The following is a 20,670-nucleotide window of genomic DNA, read 5'->3' as shown; positions in this document are numbered from 1 at the left end:
CCGGCCATCCGATTGCGCACCTGTCGCAGCGCTGCTTTACGCGCCATCGCAATGCCCATCATCCGAAGCGATTATCGCCGCGGCGGCGAACGGTGCCGGTTTTGCCGTGACCCACGGTGCCGATGATTCAGGGATCGATGCGTCGGGAATCGATGCTTCGGTGATCGATGCTTCAGGGGGCGGGGCAGCGGTTCCGGCTGGCAAGGTCGGCTGGCTCGAATTGCTCAAGGACGGTCTGACCTTTGATCTCAAGGGACTGAGCGGCGGGAATCCGGTGCCACAACCGGATGTTGCCGCGCACTTGGGGGTAACCGCCGCCGATCTGCAAGATAAGGCCGTTCTCACACTTGCGCCGGGGCCGCATCTGGCCGGGGCCGAAAGGCTTCTCCCCGTGATTCGCGTAACCGCTGCTCTCTTGCGGGATCTTGTCCGCACGGGGGCGGCAAGTGCTGTCGTATGGCTTCCTGCGAGGCTCGCGGTCAGGACCGATCTCTTCGAGAAGGCGGTCAGCCCGTGGCTGGAAGGCGGGCCGTTTCCCACGCCTGCCTTGGTCGCGCTCCACCGCGAAACGTCAGGTAAGTTGCGAACAGAAGGTCTTAAGTTTCTGATTAATCAGGAATTGATAATCGAATCTGATAGTGGAGGGGCGTCGGTAGCCCTGCCGAAGGTCGCCATGCGGCTAGTCGATTGGCTGGTTGCACACGGCCCGCTGTCGGGGCCGACCGAGGCAGTTCTTGCCGGAACGGGAGCAGTCTTTCTTGAGGTGGAAGGCGGCGGTCCTATTCTGGCGCGGTGCGACTGAATCTGGCAACTTCAGGGACAAGGCGGCGCAGGCTGCCATTCGGGAGCGTCAACGTTCCCGGACAGCCAGGCTATTCGCCTGAACTCCAGCGCCATCACCTCGTGCCGCGCCAGATCCTCAATCTGGCATCGCTTTCGCAATTCGTGGCGCAACTTGGCGTGGATCGGCTGGGAATCCACGATTTCCGGCGCAACGGGCAATTGCTTCCAGCGTCCGAGAAAGCGGCCACGCGCATCGGTCTTCCGCTTCATCGTGGCCCGCACCGTGCCTACAACGAACTCGTCATCGAGCGGGTCGCCCAGATCGAGGCTGACTGGTCGCGCGAGCGGGGACGGCACGGCGGCGCTGACTACGTTGCGCTCATGCGCTTCGATCTCTTGCAACGCGCCCTGCGCCGCCGGTTTCTTGATCCCCGATACTGGGCGCGCCTGCCGCTCAACACGCGCGACCCTGCGCTTGATTTCAGCCATCTTGATGAAATGGCCGATCTTCTCTGGCAGGAAACCGCCGAAGTGACCTGCGCTGCCTGATCTCCTGCCAGGCATACGACCGGGCCGCCATCCGCCGCCCCTGGAATGTATTGCGGGGCGGCGCAGGAAGGAGGGCTACCTCAGAAATGGCGCGCTGCTTGCCTCCAGCGCGGCTGCGGCCTCGCGGTATTGGGCTTCAAGCCGGTCGACGCGCGCAGCCACCGGTTCCACGGCCGTGACCGCGCCGATGCCTTGTCCCGATCCCCAGATGTCCTTCCATGCCTTCGCCTCGGTATTGCCGCCCGATCCGAAGTTCATCTTGCTGGGGTCGCTCACCGGCAGGTTATCGGGATCAAGCCCTGCATTGACGATGGAGGCGCGCAGATAATTTCCGTGAACGCCGGTGAAAAGGTTGGAATAGACGATGTCATCCGCCCGACCGTCGACAATAGCCTGCTTGTAGGCCGCTTCCGCACGGGCTTCCTCGGTGGCGATCCATGCTGAACCGATATAGGCAAAATCGGCGCCAAGTGCCTGTGCAGCAAGGATTGATCGACCATGCGCAATAGCGCCCGAAAGCGCCACTGGGCCGCTGAACCATTCGCGGATTTCCTGCATCAGGGCAAAGGGCGATTGCGCGCCTGCATGGCCTCCTGCCCCCGCTGCAACCGGTATCAGACCGTCGGCGCCCTTTTCCACCGCCTTGCGGGCAAACCGGTCATTGATGACATCGTGCAGCACGATACCGCCCCAGCGGTGGGCCGCCGCATAGACATCCTCGCGCGCGCCGAGCGAGGTGATGAGCATCGGCACCTGCCACTTTTCGCAAAGCGCCATGTCTTCGTCGAGACGATTGTTGGTCTTGTGGACAATCTGGTTGACCGCAAAGGGCGCGGCGGGACGGTCCGGGTTGGCGCGGTTATGGGCGGCCAGTTCCTCGGTGATCTGATGAAGCCATTCATCAAGCTGGCTGATCGGGCGCGCGTTGAGTGAGGGGAACGAGCCGACGATGCCGGCCTTGCACTGCGCGATCACCAGTTCCGGGCAGGAAATGATGAACAGCGGAGAGGCAATCACCGGCAGCCGGAGATTGGAGAACATCGGGGGAAGGGGCATTGGGGTCCGGTCCTTCACGCAAGATTTAATCGAACGATTAAATCGCTAGGCCATGCTTCTGCGCTTGTCAAAGGGGGCGGGGCTAAAAACGTTCAGGCAAGCATGTCCCCGATGCCGTAAAAGCTGGCCGCCGTTCCGGCGAAAAGCGCATGTTTCTCGGCATCTGAGGCACCGTGGGAAAGCCGCTTGAAGGTGTTCCATAGCACGTTGTAGCTGGCGCCCCATTTATCGACAGGATAGTTGCTTTCGAACATGGCGCGATCCGGCCCGAAGGCATCGATGCACGTTTCGATATACGGGCGCCACATGGCCGCCAGCGTTTCGGACGAAAGCCCGGCCATCGGCCCCTGTTCGGGAAGGCCGCAGAACGCCATGGCAAGACCGCCAAGCTTGATGCTGACGTTCGGGCATTGGGCCAATGCGCGGATATTCGTGCGCCAGATGTCGAACCTTTCGTGCAGCCGTCCGTGATAGCTCCCCATGCCCAGCGGACTACCGCAGTGATCAAGGCAGATGGGTTGATTCGGGAAGGCGCGCGCGAGATCGAGAACATCGCCCAGTTGGGGTTCGAGCAGCCATGCGTCGAACGTCAGCCCAAGTTCGCCCAGATGGCGCATCCCGGTGCGGAACTGATCGGCCAGATAGACACCCGGCGGCGTATGAAATGCAGGGCCAAGCACATCGGGATCGGCATCCCACGCTGCCTGCTGGCGAATGCCCCGGAACCGGCCATTGCCTGCCGCCATCAGGGCTTCAAGCACCGGGCGCGCGCCATCGCCCAGCATGAGATCGGCATGACCCACGATGGCAGCGCATGGACGGAACGGGCCGTAAAGACCGCTGGCCCCCTGCGCGGCGACGCCGTTCACGAACTCGACCTCGCCCACCGGCTTCATCGCCGGATCGGCGCCGGCGCGGTAGAAGGCGCCGCATTCCATATAGACCGTGCCGATCACGTTGTGGCCGCCCCGCGCATCGGCAAGCAGGGCGTCGAACGTATAATAGGCCGAATGCGTCAGCGTCTCGATGAAGGGATGGCGCGGCTCAGGGAACGAGGCGATCAGCGGACGAAGATCCCACAGGTGATGGTGCGGATCGATGATCGGCAGATCGGGTTCGAGAATCGCTTCTTCAGCCATTGGTCCTGTCCCTTGTTCACGCCTCTTGCGGGCAGGGAAGGACTATGGCGCATTGGCTGGCCGCCGCAAGCGCGTTTTAAGCGAGCGATTGAATGCGAGTTTAGCCGCGCCGGAGCACTCCGCCGGGACGCGGCATCGCAGCATCTCTTGCATGCTGCGCCCCGGCAGGAAGGCAATTCACGCTCAACCGACGGCGTTGGCGGCGCTCAGAACGGCCCGCACGCTGGCGGTGGCGACGTCCTCGTCGATGCCCACGCCCCAGATGGTGCGGCCATCGCCGGTGCGGCATTCGACATAGGCCGCAGCGCGCGCGTTGCTGCCCGACCCCATGGCATGTTCGGAATAGTCGGTGATGTCGATCTCGACGCCGAAGCCATCCTTCAGCGTTGCGACGACCGAAGAGATAAGCCCGTTGCCGCGCCCTGAAACGGATTGCACCTTGCCATCCACTGCAATCTTGCCGGCAAAGATGCGCGTGCCATCGGGGCCGCGCGTTTCGTCATAATCGACAAGCTGAAGGTGCTGGGGCGCGTCGAGCCGGTAGGTCTTGCGGAATACGGCCCAGATGTCGGCAGCGTGCAGTTCGCGGCCCAGTTCGTCGGCCAGTTCCTGCACATGGCGCGAGAAATGTGCCTGCATCTTCTTGGGCAGCTTCAGGCCCTGATCCTGTTCGAGCACCCAGGCAAAGCCGCCCTTGCCGGACTGCGAGTTCACGCGGATCACCGCTTCGTAGCTGCGGCCGAGATCGGCGGGATCGATGGGCAGATAGGGAATCGACCAGAGCTGGTCGTTGCGCTGTTCCTGCGCGGCAAAGCCCTTCTTGATCGCGTCCTGATGGCTTCCAGAAAAGGCCGTGAACACCAGTTCTCCGCCATAGGGGTGGCGCGGATGCACCGGGATCTGGTTGCAGTATTCGACCGTCTGGATCACTTCATCAATGTTCGAGAAATCCAGTTCAGGATCAACACCTTGCGTGTACATGTTGAGGCCCACTGTGACGAGGCAGCAATTGCCCGTGCGTTCCCCATTGCCGAAGAGGCAGCCTTCCACGCGGTCTGCGCCGGCCATCAGTCCAAGTTCTGCCGCAGCAACGCCGGTGCCGCGATCGTTGTGCGTGTGCAGCGAGATGACTGCGCGATCACGGTTTGGCAGGTTGCGGCAGAAGTATTCGATCTGGTCGGCGTAGATGTTGGGGGTTGCGGCCTCGACCGTGGCGGGCAGATTGAGGATGATGGGCTTGTCGGTCGTGGGCTGGAGCACTTCCATAACCGCTTCGCAGCATTCGATGCTGAAATCGACTTCGGCGGTCGAGAAGGTTTCCGGGCTGTATTCGAAGTGCCAGTCGGTCTGCGGAAAGCGCGCTGCCTGATCGCGCAGGAACTGCGCGCCCGCGATGGCGATGTCCTTCACATCCTTCCTGTCCATGCCGAACACGACCTGCCGCCACAGCGGCGACACCGCGTTATAGACATGGACAATCGCCTGCTTGGCTCCCGCCAGGCTTTCGAACGAGGTCTTGATGAGGTCCTCGCGCGACTGGGTGAGAACCTGCACGAAGACGTCGTCGGGAATGCGGCCAGAATCCACCAGTCCGCGGATGAAGTCATACTCGGTCGCACCAGCGGACGGGAAACCGACCTCGATTTCCTTGAGGCCGACCTTCAGCAGCAGATCGAAGAAGCGGCTTTTCTTTTCCGCGTCCATCGGATCAATCAGCGACTGGTTGCCATCGCGCATGTCGGTGGACAGCCAGCGCGGCGCCTTGGTGATCGTGCGGCTGGGCCACTGGCGATCGGGCAGGTCGATCTGCGGAAACGGACGATACTTGGCCGATGGGTTCTTGAGCATGGTCATGAAAGGGCACTCGATTGATCTGGATTTCGTGGGGTCTGGCTGTTCGTCCCTTGGGCGCCGTGCGCGCCGGGAAGACCCGCGCGTCAGCTCACGCCCAAGGGCGGATAAGTCGCAGGGTAAGGTCCAGTCGAGCAAACATGCGATAAGCCTATGGTGATTTGCGGCACGCTTGTCCAGAATGTTCGCGCAACAAAATCATCGGGAGAGCAGGCTCATGACGGTAAGGCCCTTCGTCGTCGATATTCCCCGCAGTGCAATCGAGGATCTGCACTTGCGGATCGACATGACCCGCTGGCCGGAAAAGGAGACCGTCGACGACTGGTCGCAGGGCGTTCCGCTTGCGGCCTTGCAGGATTTCGTCGCCTACTGGCGCCACGGCTACGACTGGTATGCCTGCCAGGACATGCTGAACGCATGGGGCATGCTCGAAACCGAAATCGATGGCGTGGCCATCCGCTTCGTGCATGTCCGGTCCGCGCATGAGGGCGCGCGTCCTCTGGTCCTCACGCATGGCTGGCCGGGTTCGATTCTTGAGTTCCGGCGCTGCATCGCGCCGCTGACCCGGCCAGAGGAGCACGGCGGGACGGCTGCCGATGCCTTTCATGTCGTGGTGCCCTGCCTGCCTGGCTACGGATTTTCCGGCAAGCCTGCGGCAAAGGGCTGGAGCGTCGAGAAGATCGCGCAGGCGTGGGGCGTCCTGATGCAGCGCCTGGGTTACGAGCGGTGGTATGCACAAGGGGGCGATTGGGGATCGGCGGTGACGACCGCGATTGCGGTGCAGCAGGTGAAGGGCTGCGCGGGCATTCACCTGAACATGCCCATTGCCCGCCCTTTGCCTGAGGACATGGCCGCACCCGCTCCTGATGAAGCCCGTGCGCTGATGAAGATGCAGCACTATCAGGACTGGGATTCGGGATATTCGAAGGAGCAGTCCACGCGTCCGCAGACGGTGGGCTATGGCCTTGTCGATTCGCCAGCCGGGCTGGCGGGCTGGATCTACGAGAAGATGTGGGCGTGGACCGACAACCAAGGCAGGGCGGAGGATGCCCTGAGCCGCGACGACATGCTCGACAACATCATGCTCTACTGGCTCACGGCCACGGGTGCGTCATCGGCCCGACTTTACTGGGAAAGTTTTGGCAGTTTCGGCCCGAAGGACATTCCGCTTCCGGTAGGGGCAAGCGCATTTCCCAAAGAGATCATCCCGGCACCGCGCAAATGGTTCGAGCGGCATTGTCCGAAGCTGGTTCATTGGGGCGAGCCTGAAAAGGGAGGGCACTTCGCCGCCTGGGAGCAGCCCGAAGCCTTCGTTGCCGAACTTCGGGCTGCCTTTGGCCTCATGGAATAAGGGTCACTTTTTCTCGAAGGCCACCGTTATGTCGAGGTGCACGTCGTCCGCAACGAAGGGAAGGGCATAGCTTACATTGAAGTCCGAACGCTTGATGACCGCCTTGGCGTGAAAGCCGACGGTTGCCGCCCTGGTAAAGGGGTTGGTGCCCGCACCGGCAAAGGTGGCATCGAGCGTCACGGGTTTGGTGACGCCGTTGAGCGTAAGGTCGCCGGTGATCTTCGCGCTCATGCCGTCGGAGCCGGGAACCACGCTGGTGGACACGAAACGGGCATCGGCCGGTTCCGCACCGAAGAAATCGGCGGCCTTGCCATCCTTTCCAGGACGCAGAAGGTGGCTGGTAAGGCCCGCGCTGGCAGTGACAACCTTGGCCACCGGGATCGTCACGGCCACCTTGGCGGCTGCGGGGTTGGCTGGGTCAAGTTCCAGCGTGCCGGCCACATCGCCGAACAGGCCGAAGTAGTCATTGAAGCCGAAGTGGTTGACTTTCCAGGCCACAAGCGAGTGGCCGGGATCGGTGGTATAGGTTCCGGCGCTGACGCGCGCCTTGTCGGGCTGACCGGGAACCTGAGGCATCTGGGCAACCATCGGCGCGGCAGCGGCAGCAAGTGCCAGCGGAAAGGCAAGCGTGAGAACGCGCGACAGCTTGGGCATAGGGGATGCTCCTGCAAATGAGGGTTTTGCAGGGGATGCCAAAGCGCCCGGTGGGGCACAAGGTCTTTCCACGCATTCCGGGCAGGATCGCCCTTGGGGGCAGGTCAGCCGCAGCGGGCGGTCACGATGTCGCCATCCTTGTCGAGAATGAGGTTCAGGCGGTCGGGCTGGAAATCCTGCGCGATCACCATACCGGGGCGGATCAGGCGCAACTTCGCCGGTCCTTTTGCGCGCAGCATCTCTGCCTGCATCTGCGGCGTCAGCGGCTGGCCGATCTGCGGCAGCACGCCGGAGAAGCCGCAGGTGTCGTTGGCAGCGCGCGTGGCCTTGGCCGGAGGAGCGGGCTGGCGACTGCCCATGTCCTCGTCCGGACGGGCAGCGTGCGCGGCACTGCCCAGAAGGCACGCCAGCAGCGCGCAGATTGATCTCTTGTGCAAGTAGCGACCCTTTTCGGATTTGTTTCCGAAATGGAGATAACGCGGATTTAATTCGCGTCCACTACTTTCGCTTCTCCCTGATGCCGCTTGGTTAAGCCGCGAAGGGAGCTGCCAATCCGGTTGCTCCGCCCCGGCGCGCGAGTGGCCGTGCCTTTCGCGTGCCAGGGAGCGGGAGCGTCGGATCAGTTCTTGGTCTGGTCAACCAGCTTGTTCGCGCCGATCCATGGCATCATGGCGCGCAGGCGGGCTCCCGTTTCCTCGATCTGATGGCGGCGGGCTAGACCGCGGGCAGCCTTCAGTTCAGGCTGCCCGGCGCGGTTGTCGAGCACGAAGTCCTTGACGAAGCGACCCGACTGGATGTCGGCCAGGACGCGCTTCATTTCCTTCTTGGTCTCTTCGGTGATGATGCGCGGACCGGTCTTGATGTCGCCGTATTCGGCGGTGTTCGAGATCGAATAGCGCATGTTCGCGATGCCGCCTTCATAGAGCAGGTCGACGATCAGCTTGAGTTCGTGGAGGCACTCGAAATAGGCCATTTCCGGGGCGTAGCCAGCCTCGACCAGCGTTTCGAAACCGGCCTGGATGAGGGCGGTGGTGCCGCCGCACAGCACGGCCTGTTCGCCGAACAGGTCGGTTTCGCATTCCTCGCGGAAGTTGGTTTCGATGATGCCCGAACGGCCGCCGCCAACACCCGATGCATAGGCGAGCGCGACGTCATGGGCATTGCCGGTGACGTTCTGATGGACGGCGATGAGGCAGGGCACGCCGCCGCCGCGCTGGTATTCGCTGCGCACGGTATGTCCCGGACCCTTGGGCGCGATCATGATGACATCGATATCGGCGCGCGCCTCGATCAGGCCGAAGTGGATGTTGAGACCATGGGCGAAGGCCAGCGCCGCGCCCGGCTTCATGTTGGCGTGCAGATCGTCGGCATAGATCGCGGCCTGATGCTCGTCGGGCGCAAGGATCATCAGAATGTCGGCCCATGCGGCCGCTTCGGCGTTCGGCAGAACCTTGAAACCGGCGGCTTCGGCCTTCTTTGCGCTGGCCGAACCGGGACGCAGCGCAATGGCCACTTCCTTGACGCCCGAATCGCGAAGGTTCTGGGCGTGGGCGTGCCCTTGCGAACCATAGCCAAGAATGGCGATCTTCTTGTCCGTGATGAGGTTCAGATCGCAGTCTGCGTCGTAATAGACCTTCATGTCGTTCCCAATCTTTGGTGAATAGTTGAAATGGCAGGTGAAAGGTTCAGGCGGCGGTTGCGCCGCGGATCATGCCGACGATGCCGGTGCGGCCCACCTCGACGAGGCCAAGCTCCTTCATCAGCGCAACGAAGCTGTCGATCTTGTCGGGGGCACCGGTGAGTTCGAAGATGAAGCTTGAGGTGGTGGTATCGACCACCTTGGCGCGGAACACATCGGCCAGACGAAGCGCCTCGACGCGGTTCTCGCCCTTGCCCGATACCTTGATGAGCGCCAGTTCACGCTCGACGAAGGGGCCGACTTCGGTAAGATCAGTGACCTTGTGGACCGGCACCAGCCGTTCGAGCTGGGCGCGGATCTGATCGATCACCGGGGGCGGGCCGTGGGTGACAATGGTGATCCGGCTGACATCGTGGCCGTCGGTAATGTCGGCCACGGTCAGACTGTCGATATTGTAGCCGCGCGCGGTGAACAGCCCGGCGATCTTGGCAAGGATGCCTGCTTCGTTGTCGACCGTGATCGTCAGAACGTGGCGTTCCTGTGCCGCCTGGGGAATGTGCATCATCTCAAGGGTTCCTCAGACCAGCGCCTTGGCTTCGTCGTCCATCGTGCCGGCCACTTCATCGCCGTAGAGGATCATGTCGGTGTGCGCTGCGCCGCTGGGGATCATCGGGAAGCAGTTGGCTTCCTTGGCGACAAGGCAATCGACGAAGACCGGGCCATCGTGATCGATCATGGCCTGAATGCCCGCGTCCAGCTCGCTCTCGTCGGAAATCCGGATGCCTTTCCAGCCATAGGCTTCGGCCAGTCGCACGAAGTCGGGGAGGCTGTCGGAATAGGAGTTGGAATAGCGGCTTTCGTAGGTCAGTTCCTGCCACTGGCGAACCATGCCCATCCATTCGTTGTTGAGCACGAAGACCTTGACCGGCAGTCGATATTGAGTGGCCGTGCCCATTTCCTGAATGTTCATCTGGATCGAGGCGTCACCGGCAATGTCGATCACCAGTGCATCGGGGCTGCCAGCCTGCGCGCCGATTGCCGCCGGAAGGCCATAGCCCATCGTGCCGAGGCCGCCGGAGGTGAGCCACTTGTTGGGCTTCATGAAGTGGAAATACTGGGCCGCCCACATCTGGTGCTGGCCCACCTCGGTCGAAATGATCGGATCGAGGTGTCGGGTCAGTTCGTAGAGCCGTTCCACCGCATACTGGGGCATGATCACGTTCGGCTTGCGCGGGTAGGCAAGGCTCTTGCGACCGCGCCAGCCGTCGATGCGGGCATACCAGTCTGACAGGTCCTGCGCCTTGTAGCCGCGTTCGAGCCATGCCTCGACAAGCTGGGCCAGAACCTTGCCGCAATCGCCGATGACCGGCAGATCGACCTGCACCGTCTTGTTGATCGAGGCGCGGTCGATATCGATGTGGATCTTCCGGCTTTTGGGCGCGAAGGCATCGAGCCGGCCGGTGACGCGATCATCGAAACGCGCGCCAACGCAAACGATCAGGTCTGCCTGATTCATCGTCATGTTGGCTTCATAGGTGCCGTGCATTCCCAGCATCCCCAGCCAGGCGGGGTGATCGGCGGGAAATGCCCCAAGCCCCATGAGGGTCGAGGTGACGGGGGCGCCGGTCAGCGATTGCAGTTCGCGCAGCAGGCGCGTGGCTTGCGGGCCGGAATTGATGACGCCGCCGCCGGTATAGAACACTGGCGCCCTGGCGCTGGCGATCATGTCGATGGCCTGCGCGATTTCGGCGGCTGCACCCTCGGTCTGCGGGGCATAGCGGTTGCGCTGCTGCGGGGCGCTGCCGCTCCACGCCGCCGTGGCGATCTGCACGTCCTTGGGAATGTCGATTACCACGGGTCCGGGGCGCCCCTCGGTCGCAATGCGAAAAGCCTCGTCGATCGTGGCTGCAAGCTGGGACGGGTCTTTCACCAGATAGTTGTGCTTGGTGCAGTGCCGGGTAATGCCGACAGTATCGCATTCCTGAAAGGCATCGGAACCGATCAGTCCCGTGGGGACCTGTCCGGTAAGGACGATCATCGGGATCGAATCCATGAAGGCATCGGCAATGCCGGTAACGGCATTGGTCGCACCGGGGCCGGAGGTGACGAGCACCACGCCGGGCTTGCCGGTCGCGCGGGCATAGCCTTCGGCGGCATGGGCGGCGCCTGCTTCGTGCCGGACGAGGATATGGCGGATGCGTTCATCGCCGAAAAGCGCATCGTAGATCGGCAGCACTGCCCCGCCGGGATAGCCGAACACGACCTCGACTCCCTTGGCGACAAGGCTTTCAACCAGGATTTCGGCGCCGCTGCGCTCGCTTGTCACGATACTTCATCCTTCCAGGCACTGCCGGGCCGATAGCCGCGACAGCGCTTGCGAAAAACCAAAAACTTGGCCCGGCTGCAGCAGGAACTGCGCCGGGCCATCTCTCCCTACCGGGCACTTGATCGATGCGGACAAGGATCAAGCAGTTGACGGCCTGCTACTTGACATAAAATGTGGTGTCAAGCAGTTAAATACGCAATAAACTTACAGCATCGTCAGTGTCAATGCAATTTTCGAACTCTGCGCGCGGCCAGCGCCGGTCGCTCTGGTTGCGCAGCCAGGTATATTGCCGCTTGGCATAATTGCGCGTTGCCTGCTGGCCGAGCGTGACGGCTTCGGCTTGCGAGCATTCGCCGCGCAGGAAAGCGGCGATTTCCGGCACCCCGATGGCGCGCATGACGGGCAGTGATTCGGGCAGGCTTCGCGCCAGCAGGCGTTCCACTTCGGCAATCGCTCCGTCCTGCCACATCAATGCAAAGCGCCGATCGCAACGCTGATAAAGCCAGCTTCGTTCCGGCATCAGAACCAGCGGCATCAGCCGCACGGCCCCGCCGATGCCGCCGCTGATCTGCTTTTGCCAGTGGGCAAGGGGTTTGCCGGTGGAACGCACCACTTCTAGCGCGCGGGTGATGCGCTGGGCATCGGCCGGGGCGAGACGGGCGGCGCGCTGGGGATCTTCATGCCGGAGGGCGTCATAGGCTTCCGCCAGCGGCATGGCGCGCACCGCAGCGCGCACGGCGGGAACGATGTCGGGAACGGGGGCAATGCCGTCGAGCAGCGTGCGGATGTAAAGCCCGGTGCCGCCAACCAGAATGGGCAGGGCACCGCGCGCATGGGCCACCGCGATCTCGCGCCGCGCTGCATCGGCCCAGTCGGCAGCCGAACATGCGGTGGCGCCGTCCCATGTGCCGAACAACAGGTGCGGCACGCCCTGCATCTCCGCTTCGGATGGCCTTGCACTCAATACCTGAAGATCGGCATAGACCTGCGCGCTGTCAGCATTGATGATGACCGCCTCTTGGCCCCTTGCCATGATGCGGTGCGCAATCCTTACGGCCAGATCGCTCTTGCCGCTGGCGGTCGGTCCTGCAATGAGCGCGAGCGGAGGCTTGACGGCGCCTTCGCCGTCTTCGACGCCGTTTTCATTACAGCAAGGGAAGGAAACCGAGTTGATCATCGCGCGCCTGATAGCAGACCCGGAGACACTTGGAGACAATCTCTCGCTGGCGATGGAAATGATCGAAGCGCGCGACTGGGAAGTGGCGGGCGCGGGAATGCTCGATACCTGCGAGGACGTGCTGGAGCTTGAAGTGGTCGAAGGAAATCCGGCGGGCATCCGCCAGATCCTCGACCAGTGCTTTCCCGAAAGCGACCTGCTGCTGGCTGAAGGCACCATAACAGTGCCGCAGGTCTTCGTGTCCGACATGGATTCGACCATGATCGGGCAGGAATGCATCGACGAACTGGCCGATTTCGCCGGTCTGAAAGAGCATATCGCCGCCATTACCGAACGCGCGATGCAGGGTGAACTCGATTTCGTTTCGGCGCTGCGCGAACGGGTCGGCCTGCTCAAGGACTTGCCCGAAACAGCGATCCGGCAGTGCCTTGATGAACGCATCCGCCCGATGCCCGGCGCGCGCACGCTGGTATCCACGCTGAAGGCGCAGGGCTGCCGCACCGTTCTGGTGACGGGCGGTTTCCATTCGTTCGCCGATCCCGTCGCCGGGATGCTGGGTTTCGATCGCGTGGTAGGCAATCAACTGGCGATCGATAAGGGCGTGCTGACGGGCGGGCTGCTTGGCGCGATCGTGGACAGCACGGTCAAGAAGCAGGTTCTGCTGGAAGAAGCCGCGCGCGCGGGCGAGGGGGCACTCAGCCTTGCCACCGGAGACGGGGCGAACGACATCCCCATGATCGAGGCGGCCAGTTTCGGCATTGCCTATCGCGCCAAGCCCAAGGCACGCGCCGCAGCCGATGGCTGGGTCGACCGGGGCGACCTTACGGCCATACTTTCACTGCTGGGCGTGCCGCGCGACCAGTGGGTTGCGGATTGACGGAGTATTTACACTCCTGTTAGTATTGAGCAGGAGAATGCTGCCGGGAGAAACGCCGTGAACGTCATGTCAGGCTCGAAAAGCGCCGGCCTTGGCGCTGACCTGCCGATTTTCGATGAACGACGTCCAAAAATGCGGATGCGTCCGCTCAAGGCGTGGCATCATTTCCGGCTGCTGCTGAAGGACAAGGAGAACACCGAAGAGGTGTTCAACATCTTCGAGGCGCTGCCGGGCCGCGACTTGCGCGAGCGTGCGGAACGCTTCCTGCGGACAGAGCGTGGACAGGCCCTGCGCCGCAAGGAACCTTGGCTTCCGGGCATTCTCGACGATCATGCCACGCTGCGCCGTACGCCGAAGGGATCGCTTGCCCACGCCTATTGCGACTTCATGGAAAGCGAAGGGCTTTCGGCGCAAGGGCTGGTGGACGAGTTTGAACGCTTTGCCAGCAAGCGTGAGCGGTTCGACGACCAGTTCAACTGGTATCTCAACCGGATGCGTGATGTGCACGACATGCTGCACGTGCTGACCGGGTATGGCCGTGATGCGCTGGGCGAAGCCTGTGTTCTGGCCTTCACCTACAGCCAGCAGCCTGCGCCCGCGCACCTGTTCATCGGTTATCTTGCGGGCATGAACATCAACCGCAACACCCGGCGCAGCGCTCCGGTGCTGCGCGCGGTGCGCGAGGGCCAGAAGCTGGGCAAGGCGTGCCCGCGCCTGTGCGAACAGTCGATCAGCGAACTTCTTCCGCTGCCGATCGAAGACGTGCGCCAGCGACTGAACATCACGCCTGCCGTGTATTACCAGCAATGCCATGCGATCTGGCGCAGCATGGGGATCGATCCCTACGATCTGTTGGGCAAAAACGCCCAGGCAAAGAACGCTGCGGCCTGAACCGGACGCGCACGCCGCGGTTCCCTTGAAGGGCGCGGGGGGCAGTCATGACTGGATCGGGCAAAGCCCGACCGGACTTCACCGGATCAGTGAGCGCAGGATCAGGCTTCCATCCAGTCGCGGAAGAAGGCTTCGTTGGCTTCACGCAGGTCTTGCAGTTTTGCGCCAGCCACTGTGGTGCCGCCCACCGTGCCAAGGCGCGTGGCGCCTTCCAGCACATCCCCGGCCTTCGTGGTGACGACATAGCGCGACTGGTCTTCGCCAAAGGCTGCGGCGGTCGACAGAGATACCTCCAGCACGCAGCCAAGGTTTCCGGCCAGCGCCATTTCGGCCAGCGCGACGAGCAGGCCGCCATCCGAAATGTCGTGAACGGCGGTCAGCCTTCCCGCCGCGATCCATTCGCGCACCCTCTCGCCGTTTCCGCGTTCAAGCGCCAGATCAACCGAAGGTGCATCGCCTGCCTCGCGGCCGTGAATCTCGCGCAGGTAGAGCGACTGGCCAAGGTGGCTGCCTTCCGGGCCAACCAGCCAGATCACGTCACCTTCGGACTTGAACGGGAACGTGGCCATGATCGTATGATCGCGCATCAGGCCGACACCACCGATGGCAGGCGTGGGCAGGATGGCCGATCCACCGCCTGTGGCCTTCGATTCGTTGTAGAGCGAGACGTTGCCCGAAACGATCGGATAATCGAGCGCGCGGCAGGCATCGCCCATGCCGCGCAGCGCCTCAACGATCTGCGCCATGATTTCAGGGCGCTGCGGGTTGGCGAAGTTCAGGCAGTTGGTGATTGCCAGCGGCCTTGCGCCAACCGCGCAGATATTGCGCCAGGTTTCGGCGACGGCCTGCTTTCCGCCCTCATAGGGATCGGCGTAGCAATAGCGCGGGGTGCAATCGGTGCTGATCGCCAGCGCCTTGTGCGTGCCGTGGACGCGCACCACCGCCGCATCGCCGCCCGATTTCTGGAGCGTGTCCGCTCCGACCTGCGAATCATACTGTTCGAAGATCCAGCGCCGGTTGGCCAGATCGGCGCAGCCCATGAGCTTCACCAGATCGGCGCCAAGGTCGGAACTTTCGGGCACCGCACCAAGCGGCGCGACATTCGCCCACGCCTTGTAATCGGCCAGCGAAAGGGCTGGCCGGTCATAGAGCGGCGCATCATCGGCAAGCGGACCCAGCGGGATGTCGCAGACGACTTCGCCGTTCCATTCCAGCACCATGTGGCCGGTGTCGGTCACTTCGCCGATCACCGCAAAGTCCAGCTCCCACTTGCGGAAAATGGCTTCGGCCATGGCTTCCTTGCCGGGCTTGAGCACCATGAGCATACGCTCCTGGCTTTCCGAGAGCATCATCTCGTAAGGGGTCATGCCCTCTTCGCGGCAGGGCACCTTGTTCATGTCGAGGCGGATGCCCGCGCCGCCCTTGCTGGCCATTTCCACCGAGGAAGAGGTAAGGCCCGCAGCGCCCATGTCCTGAATGGCAACGATCGCATCGGTCGCCATCAGTTCAAGGCAGGCCTCGATCAGCAGCTTTTCGGTGAAGGGATCGCCCACCTGCACAGTGGGGCGCTTTTCTTCCGACTTCTCGTCGAAATCGGCCGAAGCCATGGTTGCGCCGTGAATGCCGTCGCGCCCGGTCTTCGAGCCGACATAGACGATCGGATTGCCGAGACCCGTGGCGGCGGAATAGAAGATCTTGTCCTGATCGGCGACGCCCACGGTCATGGCATTGACAAGGATGTTGCCGTCATAGGCCGGGTGAAAATTGGTTTCCCCGCCCACCGTAGGCACGCCCACGCAATTGCCATAGCCGCCGATGCCCGCGACCACGCCCTGCACGAGATGCTTCATCCTGGGATGATCGGGACGCCCGAAGCGCAGCGCGTTCATGTTCGCCACAGGCCGCGCACCCATGGTGAACACGTCGCGCAGGATGCCGCCAACGCCGGTGGCGGCACCCTGATAAGGTTCGATGTAGGAAGGGTGGTTGTGGCTTTCCATCTTGAAGATGGCAGCCTGACCATCCTCGATGTCGATCACGCCGGCATTCTCGCCGGGGCCGCAGATCACCCATGGGGCCTGCGTCGGCAACTTCTTCAGGTGGATGCGGCTCGACTTGTAGGAGCAGTGCTCAGACCACATGACCGAGAAGATGCCAAGCTCGACAAGGTTCGGCTCGCGTCCCAGTGCGTGAAGCACGCGGGCATATTCTTCCTCGGACAGCCCGTGGGCGGCGACGACATCTGCGGTGATCTCGGACATGCGCCGCGCCTTAGCGCTGCCGCGCGCCCTAGGCTAGTCCTAACCCGCGAACTTGAGCGCGGCCCACGTGGCCACCGATGCCGCCACCATCGTGGCAAAGGTTCCCCAGATTACGTCGATCACGGTCACGTGAACGGGCCAGCGCGCAAGCACGGCCTGACTGGTGAGATCATAGGTCATGTAGCACAGCGCGCCGAGAATCGCGCCGTTCAGCGCCGCCGCGCCGATCCCCTGCGCAAGGCCGGGACGCACCGCGAACCAGATCATCCCCGCCAGGTAGAGCACGTAAAAAACCATGGCCGGTGCCAGCCGGAACTGCGGTGCGAGCAGATCGCCCAGCGCCGGGCGATAGAGCCTTGATCCGGCCCAGCCGAGCCACACGGCATCGAGCGCGCCAAAGACCACGGCGGCCGCGACATAGGCGATGATGTATTGCATACCCGATTGGTCCCCCGGCAAGTTGCGCATGGATGCTTGACCATACCCCAAGCCGCCGTCAATGCTTCCCCAATGGGAACCGGAACAGACATTGCCGCGCTCAGCTTCGAGGAAGCGCTCAAGGAACTGGAAAACGTCGTCAGACGTCTTGAAAGCGGCGATGCACCGCTGGATGAATCGATCGATCTCTATGCGCGCGGCGATGCCCTGCGGGCGCACTGTCAGGCCCGGCTCGATGCGGCACAGGTGCGAATCGAGGCCATTGTGGCCGACCGCGAAGGGAAGGCGCAGTCCTTGCGCCCCTTCGACGAAGCCCAGGGTTGAGCGGGAGCATCCGCATGGCTGAAACCGGTCAGCTCAAACCTGCGCTCAAGGCCATTGCCGAGGATATCGACAAGAGCTTCGACCTCCTGCTTCCGGTTCCGGGCGACCCGCGCGACCGGCTGGTCGAGGCGATGCGCTATGCCACGATCGGCGGGGGCAAGCGGGTGCGCCCGCTTCTGGTCTGTGCGACAGCGGGCATGTTCGGCGTTGCGCGCGAGGCGGCGGTGCGGGTGGGCACCGCGATCGAGGCGATCCACGTCTATTCGCTGATTCACGACGATCTTCCCTGCATGGACAACGATGCCCTGCGCCATGGCAAGCCGACGGTTCATCTTGCTTTCGACGAGGCGGCGGCAGTGCTGGCGGGCGATGCGCTCCATGATTTTGCGTTCGAGGTGCTGTCCGATCCGGCAACCAGCGGCGATCCCTTTACCCGCATCGAACTGATCCGCACGCTCGCCACAGCCAGCGGCATGAACGGCATGTGCGGCGGACAGATGATGGACATCGTGGCCGAAACCTCCAGCTTCGACCTGCCTACCGTGACGCGGCTCCAGCAGCTGAAGACCGGAGCACTGCTTTCGGCGTCGGTCGAAATGGGGGCGATCCTTGGCCGCGTGCCGCCGGAAGGACGAACGCACCTGCGCGGCTATGCCCGCGACATCGGCCTTGCCTTCCAGATTGCCGACGATCTGCTCGATGCCGAAGGCGACGAGGCAGCGGCCGGCAAGGCGCTGCGCAAGGACGAGCGTCAGGGCAAGGAAACCTTCCTGTCGCTGCTTGGCGCCGATCGCGCGCGCGAACAGGCGCGGCTCCTTGTCGATCAGGCAATACAGCATCTTTCCAGTTATGGCCCCGAGGCCGATCTGCTGCGCGAACTGGCGCGCTTCATCGTCGAGAGGAATCACTGATGGCGCAGCGCATCGGCGTCTATCCGGGCACGTTCGATCCGATCACCCGCGGGCATCTCGACATTATCCGGCGCGGCGCCAAGCTGGTCGACAAGCTCATCATCGGGGTGACGACCAACCCGTCGAAAAACCCGATGTTCACGCCGCATGAGCGGATGGCCATGGTCAGCCGCGAAGTGGCTGAGCAGGGAATCGACAACGTTGAGGTGGTTGGCTTCAATGCGCTGCTGATGAAGTTCGCGCGGGCGCAGGGGGCCAGCGTGATCGTGCGCGGCCTGCGCGCCGTGGCCGATTTCGAGTATGAATACCAGATGGCAGGCATGAACCAGAAGCTGGATGCCGAGATCGAGACGGTGTTTCTGATGGCCGATGTCAGCCTGCAACCCATTGCCTCCAAGCTGGTCAAGGAAATCGCGCTGTTCGGCGGCGAGATTGCCGATTTCGTGACCCCCACGGTGCGGGCCGAAGTGATCGCCCGCGTTGAAGAACTCGGACGGCTCGGAGATTATTGACCGGCCCGCGGGCGTGCAGGTGCGGCAACAGATCGCAATCGTTCATTGCAGCGACAGCGCTGGGGCACTATCGGCGCTGGACGGATTTTCGGAAGTTGGGTGTTCTCATGGTTTCGCGCTTTCTTACCGCACTTGCGCTTGGCGCTGCCCTGATCGCTTCCCCCGCAGCCGCGCAGGACACGAAGGACGGCGCCGCCGCCCCAAAGATCGTGAACTATGCGGTCAATGCCGATCAGTCAGTTGACCGCGAGAACATCCTCTACCTCGATCTGTCCAATGGCGGTCGCGTGGCCATCCGGCTCATGCCGGAATGGGCGCCTGCCCATGTCGAGCGCATCAAGCTTCTGGCCCGCCGGGGCTTCTACAACGGCATCATTTTCCACCGCGTGATCGAAGGCTTCATGGCGCAGACGGGCGACCCGACCGGCACCGGGCAGGGCGGATCCGAACTTCCCGACCTTGTGGCCGAGTTCAATTCGGTGCCGCACCTGCGCGGAACGGTCTCGATGGCGCGCACCAACGAGCCGAACACCGCCAACAGCCAGTTCTTCATCGTGTTCTATCCGCGCTTCGCGCTCGATCACAAATACACCAACTTCGGCCGCGTCATCGCAGGGATGGAATATGTCGATGCGATTGCGCGCGGCGAGCCGCCCGCGAACCCGACCAAGATCGTGCAGGCATCCATCGCGGCCGACAACAAGCCCGTTCCTGCCATCGAGGCGCAACGCCCGACGCGGACGATTACCGCCGACATGCTCAGCAATTCTTCGTCAAACTGACGGGAGTCGCACCGCGCGCCGTTTCCGGCTAGGGGCGCGCCATGCGTGTTGATCTTTTCGATTTCGAACTGCCTCAGGAAAACATCGCGCTGCGCCCGGCGCGTCCGCGCGATTCGGCGCGGCTGCTGGGCGTGGGGCCCGAAGGGCCTTTCCGCGATCTGACGGTGCTTGATCTGCCTTCGCTGCTCAATCCCGGCGATGTGCTGGTGTTCAACGATACGCGGGTGATCCCGGCGCAGCTTGAGGGCGAACGGCCCGGCGCGAATGGCGGGGAAGGGGCACGGATCGGCGCCACGCTGCACAAGCGCATCGATCTGCGGCGCTGGCAGGCGTTCGTGCGCAATGCAAAGCGGCTGCGCGAAGGCGATGAGATCCGCTTTGGCGCAGGCGTGAATGCCTTCGCCGAGAGCCGCCTTGGGGATGGCAGCTGGACGCTGTTCTTTCCCGGCGAGGAGCCGGTCGAAGTGCTGCTGGAGCGTGCCGGACAGATGCCGCTGCCGCCCTATATCGCGGGCAAGCGCCCCACCGATGCGCAGGACCGCGAGGATTATCAGACGATGTTTGCCGCCAAGGACGGCGCGGTTGCCGCGCCCACGGCGGCGCTGCACTTTACCCCGCGCCTGATGGAGGCGATTGCCGCGCGCGGCATTTGCACTGAAACGCTGACCCTTCATGTGGGAGCGGGCACGTTCCTGCCGGTCAAGGCCGATGACACGCAGGACCACCAGATGCATGCGGAGTGGGGAACGCTTGATGCGGCCAGTGCCGACAGGCTCAATGCCGCCCGCGCCGCCGGGCACCGGGTAATCGCTGTGGGCACCACATCGCTGCGTCTGCTGGAAAGTGCGGCCGGCGAGGACCGGGTGATCCGTCCGTTCGAAGGCGATACCTCGATCTTCATCACGCCCGGCTACACATTCCGCGCCATCGACGGCCTGATGACAAACTTCCACCTGCCCAAGTCCACGCTGTTCATGCTGGTTTCGGCGCTGATGGGGCTTGACCGGATGCAGGCCGCCTATGCCCATGCCATTGCGCAGGGCTACCGCTTCTATTCCTACGGAGATTCGAGCCTGCTCCTGCCATAAAGCGCAGTTTGCCCCAATCTGCGGCACGTTAGCTTTCCCGCCAACGACAACGGGAGAGCGC

Annotated in this window: 21 protein-coding genes; 10 read left to right on the top strand and 11 right to left on the bottom strand. The window is 63.0% G+C overall.

Going from position 1 to position 20,670, the window contains the following annotated elements:
* The first annotated feature begins 106 nt into the window (after positions 1-106).
* Both DKM43_RS07755 and DKM43_RS07750 read left to right on the top strand, forming a co-directional pair.
* Complete coding sequence (locus DKM43_RS07755; protein ID WP_145960485.1) at positions 107-802, top strand: hypothetical protein; 696 nt, start codon at positions 107-109, stop codon at positions 800-802.
* Positions 793-1,332 carry an AHH domain-containing protein gene (locus tag DKM43_RS07750; protein WP_236632441.1) on the top strand — a complete coding sequence of 180 codons (540 nt, stop codon included), beginning with the start codon at positions 793-795 and terminating at the stop codon, positions 1,330-1,332. The genes DKM43_RS07755 and DKM43_RS07750 overlap by 10 nt, the downstream gene beginning before the upstream one ends.
* Positions 1,333-1,407: 75 nt before the next feature.
* Here the strand turns inward: DKM43_RS07750 and DKM43_RS07745 are convergent, their stop codons facing one another.
* The 3 genes from DKM43_RS07745 to leuA all read right to left on the bottom strand — a co-directional run bounded on the left by DKM43_RS07745 (position 1,408) and on the right by leuA (position 5,381).
* A complete protein-coding gene (locus tag DKM43_RS07745; RefSeq protein ID WP_109797838.1) occupies positions 1,408-2,388 on the bottom strand; it encodes an NAD(P)H-dependent flavin oxidoreductase in 981 nt (326 codons plus the stop codon).
* A 92-nt stretch (positions 2,389-2,480) separates the two neighbouring features.
* The gene (locus DKM43_RS07740; protein WP_109797837.1) at positions 2,481-3,527 is read right to left on the bottom strand and encodes an amidohydrolase family protein; all 1,047 of its coding nucleotides are present in this window, start codon (positions 3,525-3,527) and stop codon (positions 2,481-2,483) included.
* 183 nt (positions 3,528-3,710) lie between these two features.
* Positions 3,711-5,381 carry a 2-isopropylmalate synthase gene (gene leuA, locus DKM43_RS07735; protein ID WP_109797836.1) on the bottom strand — a complete coding sequence of 557 codons (1,671 nt, stop codon included), beginning with the start codon at positions 5,379-5,381 and terminating at the stop codon, positions 3,711-3,713.
* A 214-nt stretch (positions 5,382-5,595) separates the two neighbouring features.
* On the opposite strand from leuA, the gene DKM43_RS07730 reads away from it, so the two are divergent.
* Complete coding sequence (locus DKM43_RS07730) at positions 5,596-6,729, top strand: epoxide hydrolase family protein (RefSeq protein ID WP_109797835.1); 1,134 nt, start codon at positions 5,596-5,598, stop codon at positions 6,727-6,729.
* 3 nt (positions 6,730-6,732) lie between these two features.
* Here the strand turns inward: DKM43_RS07730 and DKM43_RS07725 are convergent, their stop codons facing one another.
* The 6 genes from DKM43_RS07725 to miaA form a co-directional block, all read right to left on the bottom strand.
* Positions 6,733-7,383, bottom strand: a complete 651-nt coding sequence (locus DKM43_RS07725; RefSeq protein WP_109797834.1) for a YceI family protein — start codon at positions 7,381-7,383, stop codon at positions 6,733-6,735.
* Between the two features lie 104 nt (positions 7,384-7,487).
* Positions 7,488-7,820 carry an I78 family peptidase inhibitor gene (locus DKM43_RS07720; protein ID WP_109797833.1) on the bottom strand — a complete coding sequence of 111 codons (333 nt, stop codon included), beginning with the start codon at positions 7,818-7,820 and terminating at the stop codon, positions 7,488-7,490.
* Positions 7,821-8,002: 182 nt separating this feature from the next.
* Entirely contained in the window at positions 8,003-9,022 is a 1,020-nt protein-coding gene (gene ilvC / locus DKM43_RS07715) for a ketol-acid reductoisomerase (protein ID WP_109797832.1), read from the bottom strand.
* Between the two features lie 46 nt (positions 9,023-9,068).
* On the bottom strand, positions 9,069-9,584 hold the full coding sequence (gene ilvN, locus DKM43_RS07710; protein WP_109798074.1) for an acetolactate synthase small subunit: 516 nt from the start codon (positions 9,582-9,584) through the stop codon (positions 9,069-9,071).
* A 15-nt stretch (positions 9,585-9,599) separates the two neighbouring features.
* Positions 9,600-11,348 carry an acetolactate synthase 3 large subunit gene (locus DKM43_RS07705; RefSeq protein ID WP_109797831.1) on the bottom strand — a complete coding sequence of 583 codons (1,749 nt, stop codon included), beginning with the start codon at positions 11,346-11,348 and terminating at the stop codon, positions 9,600-9,602.
* 187 nt (positions 11,349-11,535) lie between these two features.
* Positions 11,536-12,525 (bottom strand): tRNA (adenosine(37)-N6)-dimethylallyltransferase MiaA, encoded by a 990-nt coding sequence (gene miaA, locus DKM43_RS07700; RefSeq protein WP_109798073.1) that lies wholly within the window; start codon positions 12,523-12,525, stop codon positions 11,536-11,538.
* Here miaA and serB point away from each other — a divergent pair.
* Positions 12,518-13,402 (top strand): phosphoserine phosphatase SerB, encoded by an 885-nt coding sequence (gene serB, locus DKM43_RS07695; RefSeq protein WP_109797830.1) that lies wholly within the window; start codon positions 12,518-12,520, stop codon positions 13,400-13,402. The genes miaA and serB overlap by 8 nt on opposite strands.
* A gap of 132 nt (positions 13,403-13,534) precedes the next feature.
* On the top strand, positions 13,535-14,293 hold the full coding sequence (locus DKM43_RS07690; protein WP_236632440.1) for a Coq4 family protein: 759 nt from the start codon (positions 13,535-13,537) through the stop codon (positions 14,291-14,293).
* Positions 14,294-14,394: 101 nt separating this feature from the next.
* Here the strand turns inward: DKM43_RS07690 and purL are convergent, their stop codons facing one another.
* Together purL and DKM43_RS07680 are read right to left on the bottom strand one after the other, a co-directional pair.
* A complete protein-coding gene (gene purL, locus DKM43_RS07685; protein ID WP_109797828.1) occupies positions 14,395-16,554 on the bottom strand; it encodes a phosphoribosylformylglycinamidine synthase subunit PurL in 2,160 nt (719 codons plus the stop codon).
* Between the two features lie 39 nt (positions 16,555-16,593).
* Positions 16,594-16,992: a DUF2177 family protein gene (locus DKM43_RS07680; protein WP_109797827.1), complete on the bottom strand. Its 399-nt coding sequence runs from the start codon at positions 16,990-16,992 to the stop codon at positions 16,594-16,596.
* A 72-nt stretch (positions 16,993-17,064) separates the two neighbouring features.
* Here DKM43_RS07680 and DKM43_RS07675 point away from each other — a divergent pair, with 72 nt between their 5' ends.
* The 5 genes from DKM43_RS07675 to queA all read left to right on the top strand — a co-directional run bounded on the left by DKM43_RS07675 (position 17,065) and on the right by queA (position 20,609).
* A complete protein-coding gene (locus tag DKM43_RS07675; protein ID WP_109797826.1) occupies positions 17,065-17,316 on the top strand; it encodes an exodeoxyribonuclease VII small subunit in 252 nt (83 codons plus the stop codon).
* A 14-nt stretch (positions 17,317-17,330) separates the two neighbouring features.
* Complete coding sequence (locus DKM43_RS07670; RefSeq protein ID WP_109797825.1) at positions 17,331-18,227, top strand: polyprenyl synthetase family protein; 897 nt, start codon at positions 17,331-17,333, stop codon at positions 18,225-18,227.
* A complete protein-coding gene (gene coaD, locus DKM43_RS07665; RefSeq protein ID WP_109797824.1) occupies positions 18,227-18,739 on the top strand; it encodes a pantetheine-phosphate adenylyltransferase in 513 nt (170 codons plus the stop codon). The genes DKM43_RS07670 and coaD overlap by 1 nt, the downstream gene beginning before the upstream one ends.
* Before the next feature lie 107 nt (positions 18,740-18,846).
* Positions 18,847-19,521, top strand: a complete 675-nt coding sequence (locus tag DKM43_RS07660; RefSeq protein WP_109797823.1) for a peptidylprolyl isomerase — start codon at positions 18,847-18,849, stop codon at positions 19,519-19,521.
* Positions 19,522-19,562: 41 nt separating this feature from the next.
* Positions 19,563-20,609 (top strand): tRNA preQ1(34) S-adenosylmethionine ribosyltransferase-isomerase QueA, encoded by a 1,047-nt coding sequence (gene queA / locus DKM43_RS07655; protein WP_109797822.1) that lies wholly within the window; start codon positions 19,563-19,565, stop codon positions 20,607-20,609.
* Positions 20,610-20,670 lie beyond the last annotated feature (61 nt).

The sequence above is a fragment of the Novosphingobium meiothermophilum genome (assembly GCF_003171715.1).
Taxonomy (GTDB): Bacteria; Pseudomonadota; Alphaproteobacteria; order Sphingomonadales; family Sphingomonadaceae; genus Novosphingobium; species Novosphingobium meiothermophilum.
This window is presented reverse-complemented; position numbering and strand designations above follow the sequence as displayed.